This window comes from Pseudomonas artemisiae (assembly GCF_057128685.1).
The window spans coordinates 93,830-109,118 of the sequence record NZ_JBSKHS010000002.1 but is presented as its reverse complement, the minus strand read 5'-3'; the positions used below and the strand labels follow the sequence as shown (position 1 = coordinate 109,118).

At 60.5% G+C, this 15,289-nt stretch carries 17 protein-coding genes; 8 read left to right on the top strand and 9 right to left on the bottom strand.

Translation table 11 applies throughout. The features are described 5' to 3' along the window. Window positions 1-21: 21 nt before the first annotated feature. The gene (locus ACWKV4_RS03215) at window positions 22-393 is read right to left on the bottom strand and encodes a DUF423 domain-containing protein (RefSeq protein WP_483831135.1); all 372 of its coding nucleotides are present in this window, start codon (window positions 391-393) and stop codon (window positions 22-24) included. Between the two features lie 71 nt (window positions 394-464). On the opposite strand from ACWKV4_RS03215, the gene mtgA reads away from it, so the two are divergent. Continuing rightward, on the top strand, window positions 465-1,187 hold the full coding sequence (mtgA, locus tag ACWKV4_RS03210; RefSeq protein ID WP_483831200.1) for a monofunctional biosynthetic peptidoglycan transglycosylase: 723 nt from the start codon (window positions 465-467) through the stop codon (window positions 1,185-1,187). Window positions 1,188-1,285: 98 nt separating this feature from the next. Here the strand turns inward: mtgA and rpoH are convergent, their stop codons facing one another. From rpoH to ftsY, 4 genes are all read right to left on the bottom strand, one after another. After that, a complete protein-coding gene (rpoH, locus tag ACWKV4_RS03205) occupies window positions 1,286-2,140 on the bottom strand; it encodes an RNA polymerase sigma factor RpoH (protein ID WP_483831136.1) in 855 nt (284 codons plus the stop codon). A 109-nt stretch (window positions 2,141-2,249) separates the two neighbouring features. Further along, window positions 2,250-3,275 (bottom strand): permease-like cell division protein FtsX, encoded by a 1,026-nt coding sequence (ftsX, locus tag ACWKV4_RS03200; RefSeq protein WP_483831137.1) that lies wholly within the window; start codon window positions 3,273-3,275, stop codon window positions 2,250-2,252. Beyond that, window positions 3,272-3,943: a cell division ATP-binding protein FtsE gene (ftsE, locus tag ACWKV4_RS03195; protein ID WP_483831138.1), complete on the bottom strand. Its 672-nt coding sequence runs from the start codon at window positions 3,941-3,943 to the stop codon at window positions 3,272-3,274. Before ftsE ends, ftsX begins: the two co-directional genes overlap by 4 nt. Further along, the gene (ftsY, locus tag ACWKV4_RS03190) at window positions 3,940-5,295 is read right to left on the bottom strand and encodes a signal recognition particle-docking protein FtsY (protein ID WP_483831139.1); all 1,356 of its coding nucleotides are present in this window, start codon (window positions 5,293-5,295) and stop codon (window positions 3,940-3,942) included. Before ftsY ends, ftsE begins: the two co-directional genes overlap by 4 nt. 230 nt (window positions 5,296-5,525) lie before the next feature. On the opposite strand from ftsY, the gene ACWKV4_RS03185 reads away from it, so the two are divergent. From ACWKV4_RS03185 to ACWKV4_RS03170, 4 genes are read left to right on the top strand one after another with little or no spacing between them, the layout of a single operon-like run. Next, window positions 5,526-6,881, top strand: coding sequence for a M16 family metallopeptidase (locus ACWKV4_RS03185; RefSeq protein ID WP_483831140.1), 1,356 nt, complete (start codon window positions 5,526-5,528; stop codon window positions 6,879-6,881). Beyond that, complete coding sequence (locus ACWKV4_RS03180; RefSeq protein ID WP_483831141.1) at window positions 6,874-8,322, top strand: M16 family metallopeptidase; 1,449 nt, start codon at window positions 6,874-6,876, stop codon at window positions 8,320-8,322. The genes ACWKV4_RS03185 and ACWKV4_RS03180 overlap by 8 nt, the downstream gene beginning before the upstream one ends. Then, entirely contained in the window at window positions 8,322-8,915 is a 594-nt protein-coding gene (gene rsmD / locus ACWKV4_RS03175) for a 16S rRNA (guanine(966)-N(2))-methyltransferase RsmD (RefSeq protein WP_483831142.1), read from the top strand. The genes ACWKV4_RS03180 and rsmD overlap by 1 nt, the downstream gene beginning before the upstream one ends. Before the next feature lie 4 nt (window positions 8,916-8,919). Then, entirely contained in the window at window positions 8,920-9,924 is a 1,005-nt protein-coding gene (locus ACWKV4_RS03170; protein WP_483831143.1) for a hydrolase, read from the top strand. A 2-nt stretch (window positions 9,925-9,926) separates the two neighbouring features. On the opposite strand, the gene ACWKV4_RS03165 is transcribed toward ACWKV4_RS03170, so the two are convergent. Both ACWKV4_RS03165 and ACWKV4_RS03160 read right to left on the bottom strand, forming a co-directional pair. After that, window positions 9,927-10,787 (bottom strand): sulfurtransferase, encoded by an 861-nt coding sequence (locus ACWKV4_RS03165; protein WP_483831144.1) that lies wholly within the window; start codon window positions 10,785-10,787, stop codon window positions 9,927-9,929. 38 nt (window positions 10,788-10,825) lie between these two features. After that, window positions 10,826-11,524, bottom strand: coding sequence for a TetR/AcrR family transcriptional regulator (locus ACWKV4_RS03160; protein ID WP_483831145.1), 699 nt, complete (start codon window positions 11,522-11,524; stop codon window positions 10,826-10,828). A gap of 187 nt (window positions 11,525-11,711) precedes the next feature. On the opposite strand from ACWKV4_RS03160, the gene coaD reads away from it, so the two are divergent. Beyond that, the gene (gene coaD, locus ACWKV4_RS03155; RefSeq protein ID WP_483831146.1) at window positions 11,712-12,191 is read left to right on the top strand and encodes a pantetheine-phosphate adenylyltransferase; all 480 of its coding nucleotides are present in this window, start codon (window positions 11,712-11,714) and stop codon (window positions 12,189-12,191) included. Window positions 12,192-12,284: 93 nt separating this feature from the next. Further along, on the top strand, window positions 12,285-12,536 hold the full coding sequence (locus tag ACWKV4_RS03150; RefSeq protein ID WP_181113750.1) for a YfhL family 4Fe-4S dicluster ferredoxin: 252 nt from the start codon (window positions 12,285-12,287) through the stop codon (window positions 12,534-12,536). 9 nt (window positions 12,537-12,545) lie between these two features. Here ACWKV4_RS03150 and ACWKV4_RS03145 read toward each other — a convergent pair whose 3' ends face one another. Together ACWKV4_RS03145 and mutM are read right to left on the bottom strand one after the other, a co-directional pair. Further along, window positions 12,546-12,881, bottom strand: a complete 336-nt coding sequence (locus tag ACWKV4_RS03145; RefSeq protein ID WP_483831147.1) for a multidrug transporter — start codon at window positions 12,879-12,881, stop codon at window positions 12,546-12,548. Window positions 12,882-12,962: 81 nt separating this feature from the next. Further along, the gene (gene mutM / locus ACWKV4_RS03140) at window positions 12,963-13,775 is read right to left on the bottom strand and encodes a bifunctional DNA-formamidopyrimidine glycosylase/DNA-(apurinic or apyrimidinic site) lyase (RefSeq protein WP_483831148.1); all 813 of its coding nucleotides are present in this window, start codon (window positions 13,773-13,775) and stop codon (window positions 12,963-12,965) included. Between the two features lie 224 nt (window positions 13,776-13,999). Here mutM and ACWKV4_RS03135 point away from each other — a divergent pair, with 224 nt between their 5' ends. Next, on the top strand, window positions 14,000-15,196 hold the full coding sequence (locus ACWKV4_RS03135; RefSeq protein ID WP_483831149.1) for a class I SAM-dependent rRNA methyltransferase: 1,197 nt from the start codon (window positions 14,000-14,002) through the stop codon (window positions 15,194-15,196). Window positions 15,197-15,289: the final 93 nt, after the last annotated feature.

The window sequence follows — 15,289 nt, the reverse complement described above, 5'->3', positions numbered from 1 at the left end:
AGGCGCTCTCGCCCGCGAAGGCTACCCTAGCCGCCAGGCGGCCACACCCAGGCAGGCCCAGCCCGCGAGAAACGCCGCTCCACCGAAGGGCGTGATAATGCCCAGGCGAGGAATGCCGGTTAAGGTGAGTGCATAGAGGCTGCCAGAAAATAACAGGATACCCAGGCAGAACAAACCACCCGCCCAGCCAATCAAACGGCCAGATAACAGGTTTGCCAGTAGCGCAACCCCTAGTAGCGCCAAGGCATGGACCAGTTGGTACTGCACACCGGTTTGAAAGATGGCCAAATACTCAGCGGACAGCCGCCCCTTCAGGCCATGAGCGGCAAAGGCGCCCAACCCCACGCCTGTGAAGCCAAAAACCGCGGCCAACATGAGAAAACTGCGCAACATAGGTGTCGGTCCGATTGTCGTGGAACAAGGTCTGTATAATGGCCCGCTCTTCCGTCGGGGCCAAGCTCACCATGCTAGGTACGTTACTTAAGCTCGTTTGTCGCTTCCTGATAGGCTTTGTGTTGCTCAGCGTGGCGTTGGTAGTGGTGTTCCGTTGGGTGCCACCGCCTGGTACGGCATTGATGGCCGAGCGTAAGGTCCAATCTTGGCTCGATGGTCAGCCTATCGACCTGCAGCGCTCATGGCGTTCCTGGGACAACCTTCCGGATGACCTCAAGGTAGCGGTGGTCGCAGGAGAAGACCAAAAGTTCGCCTTCCATTGGGGCTTCGACCTGCCTGCCATACGTGCAGCGTTTTCTCACAATGAGCGCGGCGGTGCCCTTCGAGGCGCCAGTACCCTGAGCCAGCAAGTGGCAAAGAACCTCTTCCTGTGGTCCGGCCGCAGTTACCTGCGCAAGGGGCTAGAGGCCTGGTTTACCGTGTTGTTGGAAGTGTTGTGGCCCAAACAGCGCATTTTGGAGGTGTACCTCAACAGCGCCGAGTGGGACGATGGGGTATTTGGGGCCGAGGCCGCGGCGCGGCATCACTTCAATGTGGGTGCAGCCAGCCTGTCGCGCCAGCAGGCCAGCCTCTTGGCAGCCGTTCTGCCGGCGCCAAGGGAGTGGAGTGCCGCGCATCCCAGCCCTTATGTGCTACGCAGGGCCGCGTGGATTCGTCAGCAAATGGGGCAACTGGGCGGTTCGGATTATTTGGCCAACTTGAACCAGGCCCGCCAGGCACCTTGGGCCATGTAACCGCCTAAAGCGCAAGGCGTAGGAGCTGGCGAAGCCAGCGAACAGCAGATTTATTGGGCAGACCCATACGAAACAGGCCTGCCCAATTGCTATGTGGCTTAGGCGGCGATGGAGCCCTTGAGCTTGTTCATCGCATTCTTTTCCAACTGGCGTATACGTTCGGCGGATACGTTGTATTTGGCCGCCAGGTCATGGAGAGTAGCTTTTTCCTCGGCCAACCAGCGTTGGTAGAGAATATCTCGGCTACGCTCGTCCAGTACTTCCAAGGCTTCGTGCAGGTTGCTGGTAGACGTATCGGCCCAATCGGCATCTTCCAACTGGCGGGCCGGATCGTAGCGATGGTCTTCCAGGTAATGCGCCGGGGACTGGAAAGCGCTGTCGTCGTCCGCTTCCGCGGCCGGATCGAAGGCCATGTCCTGACCAGTCAGCCGGCTTTCCATCTCGCGTACTTCGCGCGGCTCTACACCCAGGCTTTCCGCTACACGGTGCACTTCTTCGTTATTCAACCAGGCCAGGCGTTTTTTCTGGCTACGCAGGTTGAAGAACAACTTGCGCTGCGCCTTGGTGGTAGCCACTTTGACGATACGCCAATTGCGCAGGATGAATTCGTGGATTTCCGCTTTGATCCAGTGCACGGCAAAGGACACCAGGCGAACGCCCATTTCAGGGTTGAAGCGCTTGACGGCCTTCATCAGGCCAACGTTGCCTTCCTGAACCAGGTCGGCTTGAGCCAAGCCATAACCTGAGTAGCTGCGCGCGATGTGAACAACGAAACGCAGGTGGGCAAGTACCATCTCCCGGGCTGCGTCCAGGTCTTGGTCGTAATAGAGTTTTTCTGCCAGCTCACGCTCCCGCTCCGGTGTCAGCAGTGGGATGCTGTTCACCGCATGCACGTAGGCCTCAAGGTTCGCACCCGGGACGAGCATATAGGCAGGTTGCAAGGACGTGGTCATTTAAAAACCTCCAACAAACAGGTATGCGCCTTGTGAGCGCCGACTCAATAGACCCCCACACCTGGGGTGAGTTCCAGGCGTAGGGGCTTTGACGTCAAAAAAGCATTTTTTACCGTGGCGCCAGCTCCCGAAGGTGCCTAGCCACTGCAATCCACGCACCGATATACCCCAACAATACGGCCCCAAGCAATAGGGAAAGACCGTCCGAGGCAGGCACCCCCTCCAAGGCAAAGTCACTGCCATACAGCCCAGCCAGGTTAACCACTGCCCCGTTGAGCCAGTCTAGCCCATAGGCCAGTACGCCCCAGGCCAGCAGGCCCGCGCCAAAGCCATAGAGCGCGCCCATATAGAGGAAAGGCCGGCGAACGTAGGCGTCGGTACCGCCCACGAGTTTGATGACTTCGATTTCGTTACGGCGGTTTTCAATGTGCAGCCGGATGGTATTACCGATGACCAACAACAAGGCCGAAATCAACAGCACTGCCAGGCCAAACACGAAGCGGTCCCCCAGTTTGAGAATCGCCGCTAGGCGCTCTACCCATACGAGGTCCAACTGCGCCTGGGCTACGTTAGGCAATTGCGCCAGTTGCTCGCGCAGGGCCTCCAGTGCAGGTTTATCCACTTCATGGGGCGTAACCACCACCACGCCCGGCAGAGGGTTGTCTGGCAGCTCTTTTACTGCCTCGCCCAGGCCGGATTGCTGCTGGAATTCCTCCAGGGCTTTTTCCCGGCTGATGAACTCGGCATCGGCTACGCCACCGAGCGCCTTGGCTTGGGCGACTAGCGTTTCGCCCTCGCGATCACCGGCCTCCATGCGCATATACAACGAAATCTGCGCGGCCCGTTGCCAGGAACCACCGAGCCGCTCTACGTTTTTGAGCAATAGCGACAGCCCCATGGGCAGACTCAACGCCACTGCCATCACCAGGCAGGTGAAGAAGCTGCCAAAGGGATGCCGACCCAGCCGCTTGAAGCTATCGGCCAGGCTGGCCCTATGGCTTTCCAGCCAGGCCTGGAACAGGGTACCGAAATCCGGGCCCTCGTCTTCATCGCGCCGCTTGGGCTTTTTCGGGCTTGGGTCGGCCGGCTTGGGGGCTACTCGATCTGAAACCTTGGGGCTGCGTGTCGCGCTCATTGCCCGGCCTCCCCGTCGCCGATCAAGCGGCCACGTTGCAGTGTCAGCATGCGGTGGCGCATGCGTGCGATCAATGCCAGGTCATGGCTGGCGATCAGTACGCTGGTGCCCAGGCGGTTGATGTCTTCGAACACGCCCATGATTTCCGCCGCCAGGCGTGGGTCCAGGTTGCCAGTAGGTTCGTCCGCCAATAGCAACGCCGGCTTATGCACGATGGCGCGGGCAATACCTACGCGCTGCTGCTGGCCGGTGGAGAGGTCGCCAGGGTAGAGGTCGCCTTTGTCACCCAAGGATACCCGCTCCAAGGCGGCATCCACCCGCTGGGCGATCTCCGTCTTGGCCAAGCCGAGGATTTGCAGCGGCAGGGCAATGTTATTGAAGACCGTACGGTCGAACAGCAACTGGTGGTTCTGGAACACCACACCAATTTGCCGGCGCAGGAAGGGAATCTGAGCGTTGCTGATCTGCCCCAGGTCCTGCCCTGCCAATAGCAGTTTGCCGCTGGTGGGGCGTTCCATGGCCAGCAGCAACCGCAGCAGGGTACTTTTGCCCGCGCCGGAATGCCCGGTTACGAACAAAAACTCGCCCCGCCGCACACGAAAGCTCAGCTCGTGCAGCCCTACATGACCATTAGCGTACCGTTTGCCTACTTGCTCGAAGCGAATCATGAGCGGTCCCGTTCGGCGAACAGAGCGCTAACAAAGGGCTCGGCCTCGAACGTACGCAGGTCGTCGATACCTTCACCCACACCGATGTAGCGGATAGGCAAGTTGAATTGCTTGGCCAGCGCGAAGATCACCCCACCTTTGGCGGTGCCGTCGAGCTTGGTCAAGGCCAGGCCGGTGAGTGCCACGGACTGGTTGAAATGCTTGGCCTGGTTGATCGCGTTCTGGCCCGTACCGGCGTCGAGCACCAACAACACCTCGTGAGGGGCGGCCGCGTCCAGTTTACCGATGACTCGGCGCACCTTTTTCAGCTCTTCCATAAGGTTGTCCTTGGTGTGCAGCCGGCCAGCGGTATCGGCGATCAGCACATCCATACCCCGTGCCTTGGCTGCCTGTACAGCGTCGAAAATCACCGAGGCGGAATCGGCGCCGGTGTGTTGGGCGATAACAGGAACATTGTTGCGCTCCCCCCACACCTGCAACTGCTCTACCGCGGCAGCGCGGAAGGTATCCCCGGCGGCCAGCATGACTTTCTTGCCTTCACGCTGGAAGCGCGCGGCCAGCTTGCCGATGGTGGTGGTTTTACCCGCGCCATTCACGCCCACCACCAAGATGACGAAGGGGCTATGTTGGGCGTCGATCACCAGAGGCTGCTCCACGGGACGCAACATGTCGGCCAGTTCGCCCTGCAACGACGCGTACAAGGCCTGGGCGTCGGTGAGCTGCTTACGGGCAACTTTCTGGGTCAGGTTGCGCACGATGACCGAGGTGGCCTCCACGCCTACGTCAGCCGTAAGCAGGCGAGTTTCGATTTCATCGAGCAGGTCATCGTCAATGGCCTTCTTGCCCAGGAACAGGCTTGCCATGCCTTCGCCAATGCTGGCGCTGGTTTTACTCAGGCCCTGTTTGAGGCGCGAGAAGAAACCGGCCTTGGCGGGCGGGTCGGCCATAGGCGCGAGTGCGTCCGCTACCGGCATAGGCGCCAGGGCTTCGAGGGGCGCTGATAGTGGCGCGATGGCCTCTGCCTGGGCCTGTTGCGCGGCGGTAGGTGGCGGCAGGGGCGCCGGCTCTGGCTCGGGGTCGATCCCTACGGGCTCTTCTGGCACAGGCAATTCGAGCCTGGCTTCGGGTACCTCCACCCGCTCAAAGGTAGGTTGCGGCTCTGGGCTAGCGGCGGGCTCAGGGGCCAGTACAGGCTCCGGCGCCAGGTCTAGCGCCCGTTCGACCGTGGTCTCGGCCGGCGCGGGCTCGGGCTGCACAGGCACCTCTTGGGGCTTCTTGCGCAACCAGCCAAACAAGCCTTTTTTCTCTCCGGCCGCGGCCGGGGTCTTCTTATCGTCACTGGAACCAAACATGGAAGGCGGCTATCTCAAGGTAGCGAAGCGCCAGCCGGGGCGCTTCGGGGAGTCTGGAGGTCGCGAAACAGACCTTTTTTCGCCCGGCGCGTTCGTGCAACATCTTGAGCCAAGACACCTGGCAAACCGCTGCCGCAGGCGTGGCCGTAGGCCGGGCGGATCAGTATCCTAGCACCTCCTCGCCCGCCGACGCTAAGGCAAGGGGCATCCGTACAGGTTCCGCATCGAAAATGACCGTTCTTACACGTTCCCTCGCCAGGCTGCTGGCAGGCTTGGCCTGCTCTATATTGGCCACAGCCGCGCATGCCGCCCAGCCTACCCACGAATTCGTACTCGCCAATGGGCTCAAGGTCATCGTGCGCGAGGACCATCGCGCCCCGGTCGTGGTGTCCCAGCTCTGGTACAAGGTAGGTTCCAGCTACGAAGGCCCGGGCCAAACCGGCCTGTCCCATGCCTTGGAACACATGATGTTCAAAGGCAGCAGCAAGCTGGGCCCAGGTGAAGCGTCCCGCATACTGCGGGACTTGGGCGCCGACGAAAACGCCTTTACCAGCGACGACTACACCGCCTTCTATCAGGTGCTGGCCCGCGACCGCCTGCCCGTTGCACTGGAAATGGAAGCCGATCGCATGGCTACCCTGGCGCTGCCCGAAGCGGAGTTCACCCGCGAAATAGAAGTGATAAAAGAAGAGCGGCGCCTGCGTACCGAAGACAAACCTTCGCAAAAGGCGTTCGAACTGTTCAAGGCCGCGGCCTACCCCTCCACCGGCTACCGCACGCCTACCATCGGCTGGATGGCAGACCTGCAACGCATGACCATCACCGACCTGCGTAACTGGTACCGCACCTGGTATGCGCCTAATAACGCAACACTGGTGGTGGTTGGGGATGTGCAGCCCGACGAAGTCAAAGCCCTGGCCGAGCGGTTTTTCGGGGGCATCGAACGTCGCCCCGTTCCAGAGGCCAAGCGCCCTGTCGAGCTGCCCCAACCGGGCGAGCGGCGGCTGAACGCGCAGGTGCGTACCCAACTGCCTAGCTTGCTTATGGGCTTCAATGTGCCCAGCGTGGCGACCGCAAGCGACCCCAGGAGCGTTCAGGCCTTGCGCTTGATCGTGGCGCTATTGGACGGTGGCTACAGCGCACGCATGGCCTCACAGCTTGAGCGAGGCGCGGAAGTGGTGTCCAGTGCCTCGGCCAGCTACGACGCCTATGACCGGGGCGATAGCCTGTTCATCCTCTCCGCCACGCCTAATGTGGAAAAACACAAAACCTTGGCACAGGCTGAAAAAGCGCTGTGGGCTCTGCTGGAAGACCTCAAGCGCACGCCGCCTTCGCCTCAGGAATTGGAGCGGGTACGCGCGCAATACATTGCCGGGCTGGTATACGAGCAGGATTCGATCACGGCCCAGGCCACCTCCCTTGGCCAGCTGGAAACCGTTGGCCTGCCTTGGACCTTGCTGGACAACGAAGTCCAAGCCCTGTCCCAGGTCACCCCCGCCGACATTCAGCAGGCTGCCCGTACCTGGTTCACCCGCGACCGCCTAACCGTCGCTCATATCCTTCCGGAGGCTTCATCCCATGACTGAGCACCGCCCGTTCGCAGCCCTGCTGCTGGCCTTGCTCGCCATTGCCAGCGGCCCACTGAGCGCCGCCGAGCCCACGCCAACATCCGCGCGCTTGGAAACCCTGGCCAGCGCCGAAGCCGCAACGCCTGCCTACCGCAAGCTCGACGTACAGCGCTGGCAAACCAAGGGGGGCGCCAGGGTATTGTTCGTCGAAGCCCATGAGTTGCCGATGTTCGACCTACGCGTGACCTTCGCCGCGGGCAGCGCCCAGGACGGCCCCTCCCCGGGCTTGGCGCTGATGACCAATGCCATGCTCAATGAAGGTGTGCCTGGCAAAAATGTAGACGCCATTGCCCGTGGCTTCGAGGACTTGGGCGCGGACTTCAGCAACGGCTCCTACCGGGACATGGCAGTGGTCAACCTGCGCAGCCTGGTGGATGAAAGCAAGCGCCAGCCTGCCCTGAGCCTGTTTACCCAGGTGATAGGCAAACCTACGTTCCCAGCCGACTCGGTCGCTCGAATCAAGAACCAACTGATGGCTGGCTTCGAGCAACAGAAGCAAAGCCCTACTACCCTGGCCAACCAGGCCTTCCTTGCCAAGCTGTACGGCAACCACCCCTACGGTCACCCCAGCGAAGGCACCCCGAAATCCATACAAGCCATTACCGCAGAGCAAATGCGCACTTTCCACAAGCGTGCCTATGCCTCAGGCAACGCCGTGATCGCCCTGGTGGGTGACCTGGACCGCGCCCACGCCGAAGCCATCGCTGAACGCGTGTCCAGCGCGCTGCCCGCGGGCCCGGCCTTGCCAACGATTCCCGCGGCAAAGCCGCTGGCGGCATCCATCACGCACATCGAGTTCCCGTCCAAGCAAAGCCACCTGCTGATCGGCCAATTGGGCATTGCTCGTGACGACCCAGACTACGTAGCCCTTACCCTGGGCAACCAGATGCTAGGCGGGGGCGGTTTCGGTACGCGCCTGATGACCGAGGTGCGGGAACGGCGAGGCCTGGCTTACGGCGTGTACTCGGGCTTTACGGCCATGCAGGCCCAGGGGCCTTTCACCATCAGCCTGCAAACCCGCGCCCCTGTCAGTACCGGTACCCTGGAGTTGGTACGCCAGGTACTGCGTGATTACCTACGCGATGGCCCCACGGAAAACGAACTGGCGGCAGCCAAAAAGGAGTTGGCAGGGAGCTTCCCCCTGTCCAACGCCAGTAATGCGAGCATCGTTGGCCAGTTGGTGAGCATGGGCTTCTATAACCTTCCGCCTTCTTGGTTAGAGGACTATATGGCTCAATCCCAGCAATTGACCGTGGAGCAAGTGAAGAGCGCTATGAATCGTCACCTGGATGCGGACAAAATGCTCGTGGTCACCGTAGGGCCCACCGTGCCCCAGGACCCATTACCTCCTCCAACCGACCATCCCACCGAGCCACCGCTCGGTATTCCGGAGCACTAATGGCTATTCAACCTGCCAAATCCGGCCCCCGTGGTGGGCAAGGCCAACTACGCATCATCGGCGGCCAGTGGCGCAGCCGCAGGGTCACCTTCCCTGATGGCCCGGGCCTTCGCCCAACGCCAGACCGGGTACGCGAAACCCTGTTCAACTGGCTAGCCCCTTATGTAGCGGGCGCCCGAGTGCTCGACCCTTTCGTCGGCAGCGGCGCGCTCTACCTTGAGGCGCTGTCGCGCGGCGCCTCCATGGGCCTGGCACTGGATAACAATGCCGCGGCCATTGCGAGCCTGCGTGGCAACCTGGATTTGCTTAAATGCCCAACAGGCCAGCTGATGCAAGGGGACGCCGTGCGTTATCTGGAAAACCAACCGTCTCAGCCGTTCGACCTGGTATTCCTCGACCCCCCGTTTCACCAGAGCCTCCTGGAGCCCGTGTGCGCCTTGCTCGACACCAAGGGTTGGCTCGCTGAACAGGCCTGGGTCTATACCGAAAGTGAGGCGCCACCCTCCAACCTGGCCCTACCGGCTGGTTGGCAATTGCATCGGGAAAAACAAGCTGGCCAGGTGTACTACGCGCTCTGGGCAAAAGGCCGCTAGTTCGATGCCGAATACCGCACCATCGTTCCGCCCTGCTCGGGGCCTGGGTAACCCTCATTTGCAAACGCTTTGGGGGCCGCTCTGGCGCAAACAGCCTACTCTGGCCCGCACGCGTGAACGCCTCTGGCTGGCCGATGGCGATTTCATTGACGTAGATTGGCACGGCCCGCATACCCCTCAAGCGCCCTTGGTGATGGTCTTGCATGGGCTGACCGGCTCGTCGCATTCCCCCTACATAGTGGGCTTGCAGCGGGGGCTGGCCGAGCAAGGCTGGGCAAGCGTGGCCCTCAACTGGCGCGGCTGTTCGGGTGAACCCAATCTGCTGCCCCGCAGCTACCACTCAGGGGCCACCGAAGACCTGGCAGAAGTCACGCAGCTGCTACAGGCGCGGCGGCCACTGGCACCGCTCTATGCCGTGGGCTACTCCTTAGGCGGCAACATCTTGCTCAAATATTTGGGGGAAACCGGTAGTAGCTGCCCTTTGCAGGGCGCTGTCGCGGTGTCAGTGCCGTTTCGCCTGGACGAATGCGCAGACCGCATGGGGCTGGGCTTTTCACGCATTTACCAAGCACACTTCATGCGCGAGATGCTGGGTTACCTCAAGCACAAGCAACAGCGTTTCGAGCAAGAGGGGCACGGGCAACATTTGGACGCGTTGGCTGCGCTCGGTCCTTTGGATGGGATTCGCACCTTCTGGGACTTTGATGGGCGGATTACCGCGCCCTTACATGGCTTCAGCGATGCCAAGGATTACTACCGTCGCTCCTCAAGCCGGTATTACCTCAAGCACATCGACCGGCCATGCCTGCTTATTCAGGCCGAGGACGACCCTTTCGTATTCCCTCACAGCTTGCCCCAAATTGATGAGCTTACCGCTTGCACCACATTCGAGCGCCATGCGCAGGGTGGGCATGTAGGGTTTATCGAGGGGAGCGTGCGCCGCCCCGAGTACTATCTGGAGCGGCGCATACCGCAGTGGCTGCAGGAACTGAGGCTATCTCAGGCTTGAGCTCAACGGCTTGAGGGGGCCAACGGGCGCCGAGGGTCAGTGATCCATTCGCTCCAAGAACCCGCATAGAGTTTCGCCAACGGCAGCCCGGCCAGGCACATTGCGAAGAGGTTGTGACAGGCCGTTACCCCCGAACCGCAATAGGCCACCACGTTAGCATTGCCTTGCTCGCCCTCTGTATACGGGCGGAACCGCTCTCGCAATTGCTCGGGCGCCAGGAAGGTGCCATCCGGCTGCAAGTTTTGTGTGAACTCCATGCAATGGGCACCTGGAATATGGCCAGCAACAGGGTCTATCGGCTCTACTTCCCCGTTATAGCGAGCTTGGGCGCGAGCATCGAGCAAGGTCAATTCTGGGTTTTCCAACTGTTCATGCACTTGCTGCGCGCTGACTACAAGCTCGGTATCCGGTTTACCCCTCAAATGCCCACGTTCGCCGGGGGGTGCATTGAGGCTTAACGGCAAATGTGCCCCATGCCAGGCTTTCAAGCCGCCATCAAGGATATACAAGCCATTGCGCTTGCCCAGCCACACCAGCAGCCACCATGCACGGGCCGCAAAGGCGCCGGGACCATCGTCGTACAGCACTACATCGGAGCCCGCGCTGATACCCCACGCCTGAAAGCGTTCCAACAGGTGCCCAGGGCTGGGAAGCGGGTGTCGACCGGTCACGCCCTTGACGACCTTCCCACTTAAATCCCGTTCCAGGTCCGCTAGCCTGGCGCCTTCGATATGCCCTTGGGCATAGCTGCGTCTGCCATAGTCCAAGTCGTCCAAGGCAGCTCGGCAATCGAGGATAACCAAACCAGGCTCTTCAAGCCGCTGGTACAGCTGGGTAGGCGTAATCAATCGGGCGATGGACATGGCAGGTTTCCCGGGAAATTGGAGGATTGAGTCGCCGGTCAGGCCGAAGTTCCTGGGGTGTGCGCAAGCGCCTGTTCAAGCGGCTCGGGCGCTTTGCCATTTCTAAAGCCTTCCATCAGTGCCGCCATGGTAGAAGCCGCTTGGGGCGTAATGAACCCGTGCAACAGGTTGAGCGCTTGCCAAGCCCCGCGGCGTACAGCGGCAGCCGTAATAACGACTGGGGCGGGCGAGGTGGTGTACAGGTAACGCACCCAAGACGTCAGAATCAACCACGCATTGATGGCCAATGCTTGCTGTGCTTGGGCCGTCATTGCTAATAGGCCATTGGCACAGAGCGCTTCAAGAAGCACCCGAGCGTCGCGCAGACAGTTTATGGAGAACCCTCGGTGGGCCGCTGCAAGGGCCGGATCGGCCTGCACCAAATGCTCAAGGTCCCGATAAATGAACCGGTATTCCCATAGTGCTGCTATCACCCCGTCCAAGCAGGTTCGCAAGCGCTCTATCCCGGATACGGCCCCTGCTACTGGAGTAAGCGCGCTACGAACGCGCGCCTGATACTCGCCCACCAGCAACGCCACGATCTGTTGCTTGTTAGCGAAGTGGTAATAGAGGTTACCCGAGGAAATATCTGCCGCCACGGCGATGTGATTAGTAGAAATATTTCGCTCACCCCGTTCGTTGAACAAATCAAGGCTGACGCGAGTAATGCGTGAGCGAGTGCTTACGGAGGCCCTCAACCTGTACTCCTTGGCCTGTATGGATTGGGCCTTGTATCATTGTTACAAATAAATGGCCTTTTTAGCAGGGTTCACTCACTACCTAGACGAATGACTTATTGCACTACGGTGGCTACATCGCTGGCGCGTCAGCCGCTGGCTGCGCTACCATCCGAGTCCCTAACGGCTTCCCCTTCAGGACGACGCGATGAACCGAGTGTTGTATCCAGGCACCTTCGACCCTATTACCAAGGGCCATGGCGATCTGGTCGAGCGGGCTTCCCGCCTGTTCGACACCGTGGTGATCGCTGTCGCCGCCAGCCCGAAGAAGAACCCGCTGTTCACGTTGGAAAAACGAGTCGAGCTGGCTCGTGAAGTCAACGCTCATTTGCCAAATGTGGAAGTAGTAGGCTTTTCCACGCTCTTGGCTACATTTGCCAAGGAACAGGGCGCTAACGTATTGCTGCGTGGCCTACGAGCAGTGTCGGACTTCGAGTATGAATTCCAGTTGGCCAATATGAACCGCCAGTTAGCGCCAGATATCGAAAGCCTATTCTTAACTCCCTCAGAGCGTTATTCGTTTATTTCTTCTACATTAGTGCGGGAAATCGCTGCGCTGGGCGGAGATATCAACAAATTCGTGCACCCTGCGGTCGCCGAGGCCTTGAAACAGCGCTTCCAAGGCTGAACCCGACATGCTGGCGTGCAAGGCGTCAGCGATTGGGGCAAAATGCAGGACTTGTTTTTGAATGCCCTGGCGCAGCCCTGGGCTGGAGCTCCCATGTCTTTGATCATCACCGACGATTGCATCAATTGCGACGTCTGCGAACCCGAGTGCCCGAACGCCGCTATCTCCCAGGGCGAGGAAATCTACGTCATCGACCCTAACCTGTGCACCCAGTGCGTGGGCCATTATGACGAGCCACAATGCCAGCAGGTGTGCCCGGTGGATTGCATTCCCCTGGACGAAGCCAACCCCGAGAGCCATGACCAGCTTATGGCCAAGTACCAGCGAATCACTGGCAACGCCTGAGCCAGGCGGTTATCGCTTGTAGCCGCTCTCGGTACACCCCAGGCACCGCACGAAGGCCGCCTTGCCAGGGTCCACCACCAGCGCCTTGCCGGCTTCGCCTACATTACCGCCCAGCGCGGTAAAGGGTAACGACACCACGAACAGCCCGGCGCCTACTACCGTGGCGGCGATAAGCAATGGGCGGGCGATGACCAGGTCCCCGATCATCGCGAAGGCTGGAGGACCCTGTACATCGTACGCCGGGTTGCCACTGGTGTTGCTTTGGGACACTTCGGCAAAGGCTGGCAGGGGCGGCGTCGCCATGGCGAGGGCCACGGCGAATGACAGGGCGCGGAACGGCTTCATGAGGCTTCCTTTTTCCCACCGGGAATGCGACGGCTAGGTCACTTCACTATATCAGCGCGGGCTGGAATGTCAGGCGGCGAATTATTTCTGACATGCCGGGCAATAAACACTGGCACGCTGGCCTAAGCGTATCTCCCGCAATACCTTCCCGCAGACCTTGCAAGGCTCATCGCCTCGGCCATAGGCGAACAGTTCTTGTTGAAAATACCCTGGCTGGCCATCGCCGCCGATAAAGTCCCGCAGGGTAGTGCCGCCACGCTCAATGGCATAGGCCAGGATGCGTTTGATCTCCACGGCCAGCCGCACGTAGCGCCCGCGTGAGATACCGCCCGCTGCACGCCGAGGGTCGATGCCGGCGGCGAAGAGTGCTTCCGTGGCGTAGATGTTGCCTACACCCACCACCACATGGTTATCCATAATGAATGGCTTTACCGCGGCGCTACGCCCCCGTGACAGCTTGAACAGGCGATCGCCATCGAAGGCATCGGTCAGGGGTTCAGGGCCCAGTCCGGTGAGCAATTCGTGGGCATGGGGGTCGCTGCTCCAGAGCATGGCGCCGAACCGGCGAGGGTCGGTGTAGCGCAAGGCCAGGCCGTTCTCCAGCTCGATATCCACATGCTCATGCTTGAGCGGCGCTTGGCCCACGGGCACCAACCGCAAGTTCCCCGACATACCCAAATGGGCGATCAAGGTACCCACTTCAGCATTGAGCAGCAAATATTTGGCCCGCCGCTCTACGCTCAAGAAGCGCTGGCCAGACAGCCGCACATCAAGGTCATCGGGTATTGGCCAGCGAAGCCGTCGGTCACGGATGATTACGCGGTCGACGCGCTGGCCTTCCAAATGAGGGGCAATGCCACGGCGGGTGGTTTCGACTTCTGGTAATTCGGGCATGCACGGGCTCGATAGAGGGCTAAGGGTACCCACGCGGGGGCAATTTACATTCGGCAGGGTAATCCTATTCGCTCAGCCTTACCTAAATCGAGCCCCGGCGTGCCCATGGGGTTCCCATAGCGTTCCTATTAAAAGGATAAGCCTGCTGCACGTCAGCCATGCGTGGGCCTAGGGCCGAACAGGTGGGTATAATCGCGCCCTTTGCCTTTCCCCGGAGTATCCCCATGTCCCTGCCCAGCCTTCGCCTTAAAGCCAACGCCGACCGCCGGTTGCGCGCGGGGCACCTGTGGGTGTTCAGCAATGAGGTGGACGTTGCCGCAACGCCCCTTAATGGTTTCCAGGCTGGGGACCAGGCAATACTCGAAGCCGCTGGTGGCAAGGCCCTGGGCGTGGTCGCGATCAGCCCCAACAACCTGATCTGCGCACGGCTGGTGTCGCGTGACCCCAAGCTGGCCTTGGACAAATCCCTGCTGGTGCACCGCCTTAACGTCGCACTTTCCCTGCGCGAGCGCTTGTTCGATAAGCCCTTCTATCGGCTGGTCTATGGTGACTCCGATCTGCTCCCTGGCTTGGTAGTGGACCGCTTCGGCGACATGCTGGTTGTACAGTTGGCCTCGGCCACCATGGAAGCACACAAAGGCGACGTGCTAGCCGCATTGGTTCAGGTGCTCAAGCCCACGGGCGTGCTGTTCAAGAATGACGCTTCCGCGCGGGATGCCGAGGGTTTGCAGCGCTATGTGGAAACACCTTTCGGCGTGGTGCCTGAATGGGTCGCGCTGGAAGAAAACGGTGTGAAGTTCGAGGCGCCCGTGATGCAGGGCCAGAAGACCGGCTGGTTCTATGACCATCGCATGAATCGCGCGCGCTTGGCGCCCTATGTGAAGGGCAAGCGGGTACTGGACCTGTTCAGCTATATTGGCGGTTGGGGTGTGCAAGCCGGGGCCTTTGGCGCAAGCGAAGTGTTTTGTGTGGATGCCTCCGGGTTTGCCCTCGACGGCGTGGAACGCAATGCCGGGCTCAACGGCTTCGCTGAAAAGGTCACCTGCATCGAAGGGGATGTATTCGAAGCGATGAAAGAGCTGAAGGCCGCCGAGGAGCGTTTCGACGTGATCGTGGCGGACCCGCCTGCCTTCATCAAGCGCAAGAAAGACCTGAAAAACGGCGAAGGTGCCTACCGCCGCCTCAACGAGCAGGCCATGCGCTTGCTCAGCAAAGACGGCATTCTGGTAAGCGCCTCGTGCTCGATGCACTTGCCCGAAGACGACCTGCAAAACATCCTGCTCACCAGTGCCCGGCACCTGGACCGTAATATCCAGCTGCTCGAGCGTGGCGGCCAAGGGCCCGATCACCCGGTACACCCAGCCATTCCGGAAACCCGCTATATCAAAAGCATTACCTGCCGGCTGCTGCCTAATAGCTGATGGGGGGTTCTTTTCCACGCATTTTCTGAGAAATTAAGCCTGCCCCTCGCCTCGTATGCGACCGCCCTCTTGTGACATGGGCAATTCGTTGCC

Bases quoted from the DNA above. Each gene is read 5' to 3' on its own strand.
- ACWKV4_RS03150 (WP_181113750.1), top strand. From the start codon at position 12,285: ATGTCTTTGATCATCACCGACGATTGCATCAATTGCGACGTCTGCGAA.
- ACWKV4_RS03215 (WP_483831135.1), bottom strand. From the start codon at position 393: ATGTTGCGCAGTTTTCTCATGTTGGCCGCGGTTTTTGGCTTCACAGGC.
- ACWKV4_RS03145 (WP_483831147.1), bottom strand. From the start codon at position 12,881: ATGAAGCCGTTCCGCGCCCTGTCATTCGCCGTGGCCCTCGCCATGGCG.
- ftsY (WP_483831139.1), bottom strand. From the start codon at position 5,295: ATGTTTGGTTCCAGTGACGATAAGAAGACCCCGGCCGCGGCCGGAGAG.
- ftsE (WP_483831138.1), bottom strand. From the start codon at position 3,943: ATGATTCGCTTCGAGCAAGTAGGCAAACGGTACGCTAATGGTCATGTA.
- ACWKV4_RS03170 (WP_483831143.1), top strand. From the start codon at position 8,920: ATGCCGAATACCGCACCATCGTTCCGCCCTGCTCGGGGCCTGGGTAAC.
- rpoH (WP_483831136.1), bottom strand. From the start codon at position 2,140: ATGACCACGTCCTTGCAACCTGCCTATATGCTCGTCCCGGGTGCGAAC.
- rsmD (WP_483831142.1), top strand. From the start codon at position 8,322: ATGGCTATTCAACCTGCCAAATCCGGCCCCCGTGGTGGGCAAGGCCAA.
- coaD (WP_483831146.1), top strand. From the start codon at position 11,712: ATGAACCGAGTGTTGTATCCAGGCACCTTCGACCCTATTACCAAGGGC.
- ACWKV4_RS03165 (WP_483831144.1), bottom strand. From the start codon at position 10,787: ATGTCCATCGCCCGATTGATTACGCCTACCCAGCTGTACCAGCGGCTT.
- ACWKV4_RS03135 (WP_483831149.1), top strand. From the start codon at position 14,000: ATGTCCCTGCCCAGCCTTCGCCTTAAAGCCAACGCCGACCGCCGGTTG.
- ftsX (WP_483831137.1), bottom strand. From the start codon at position 3,275: ATGAGCGCGACACGCAGCCCCAAGGTTTCAGATCGAGTAGCCCCCAAG.
- ACWKV4_RS03180 (WP_483831141.1), top strand. From the start codon at position 6,874: ATGACTGAGCACCGCCCGTTCGCAGCCCTGCTGCTGGCCTTGCTCGCC.
- mtgA (WP_483831200.1), top strand. From the start codon at position 465: ATGCTAGGTACGTTACTTAAGCTCGTTTGTCGCTTCCTGATAGGCTTT.
- mutM (WP_483831148.1), bottom strand. From the start codon at position 13,775: ATGCCCGAATTACCAGAAGTCGAAACCACCCGCCGTGGCATTGCCCCT.
- ACWKV4_RS03185 (WP_483831140.1), top strand. From the start codon at position 5,526: ATGACCGTTCTTACACGTTCCCTCGCCAGGCTGCTGGCAGGCTTGGCC.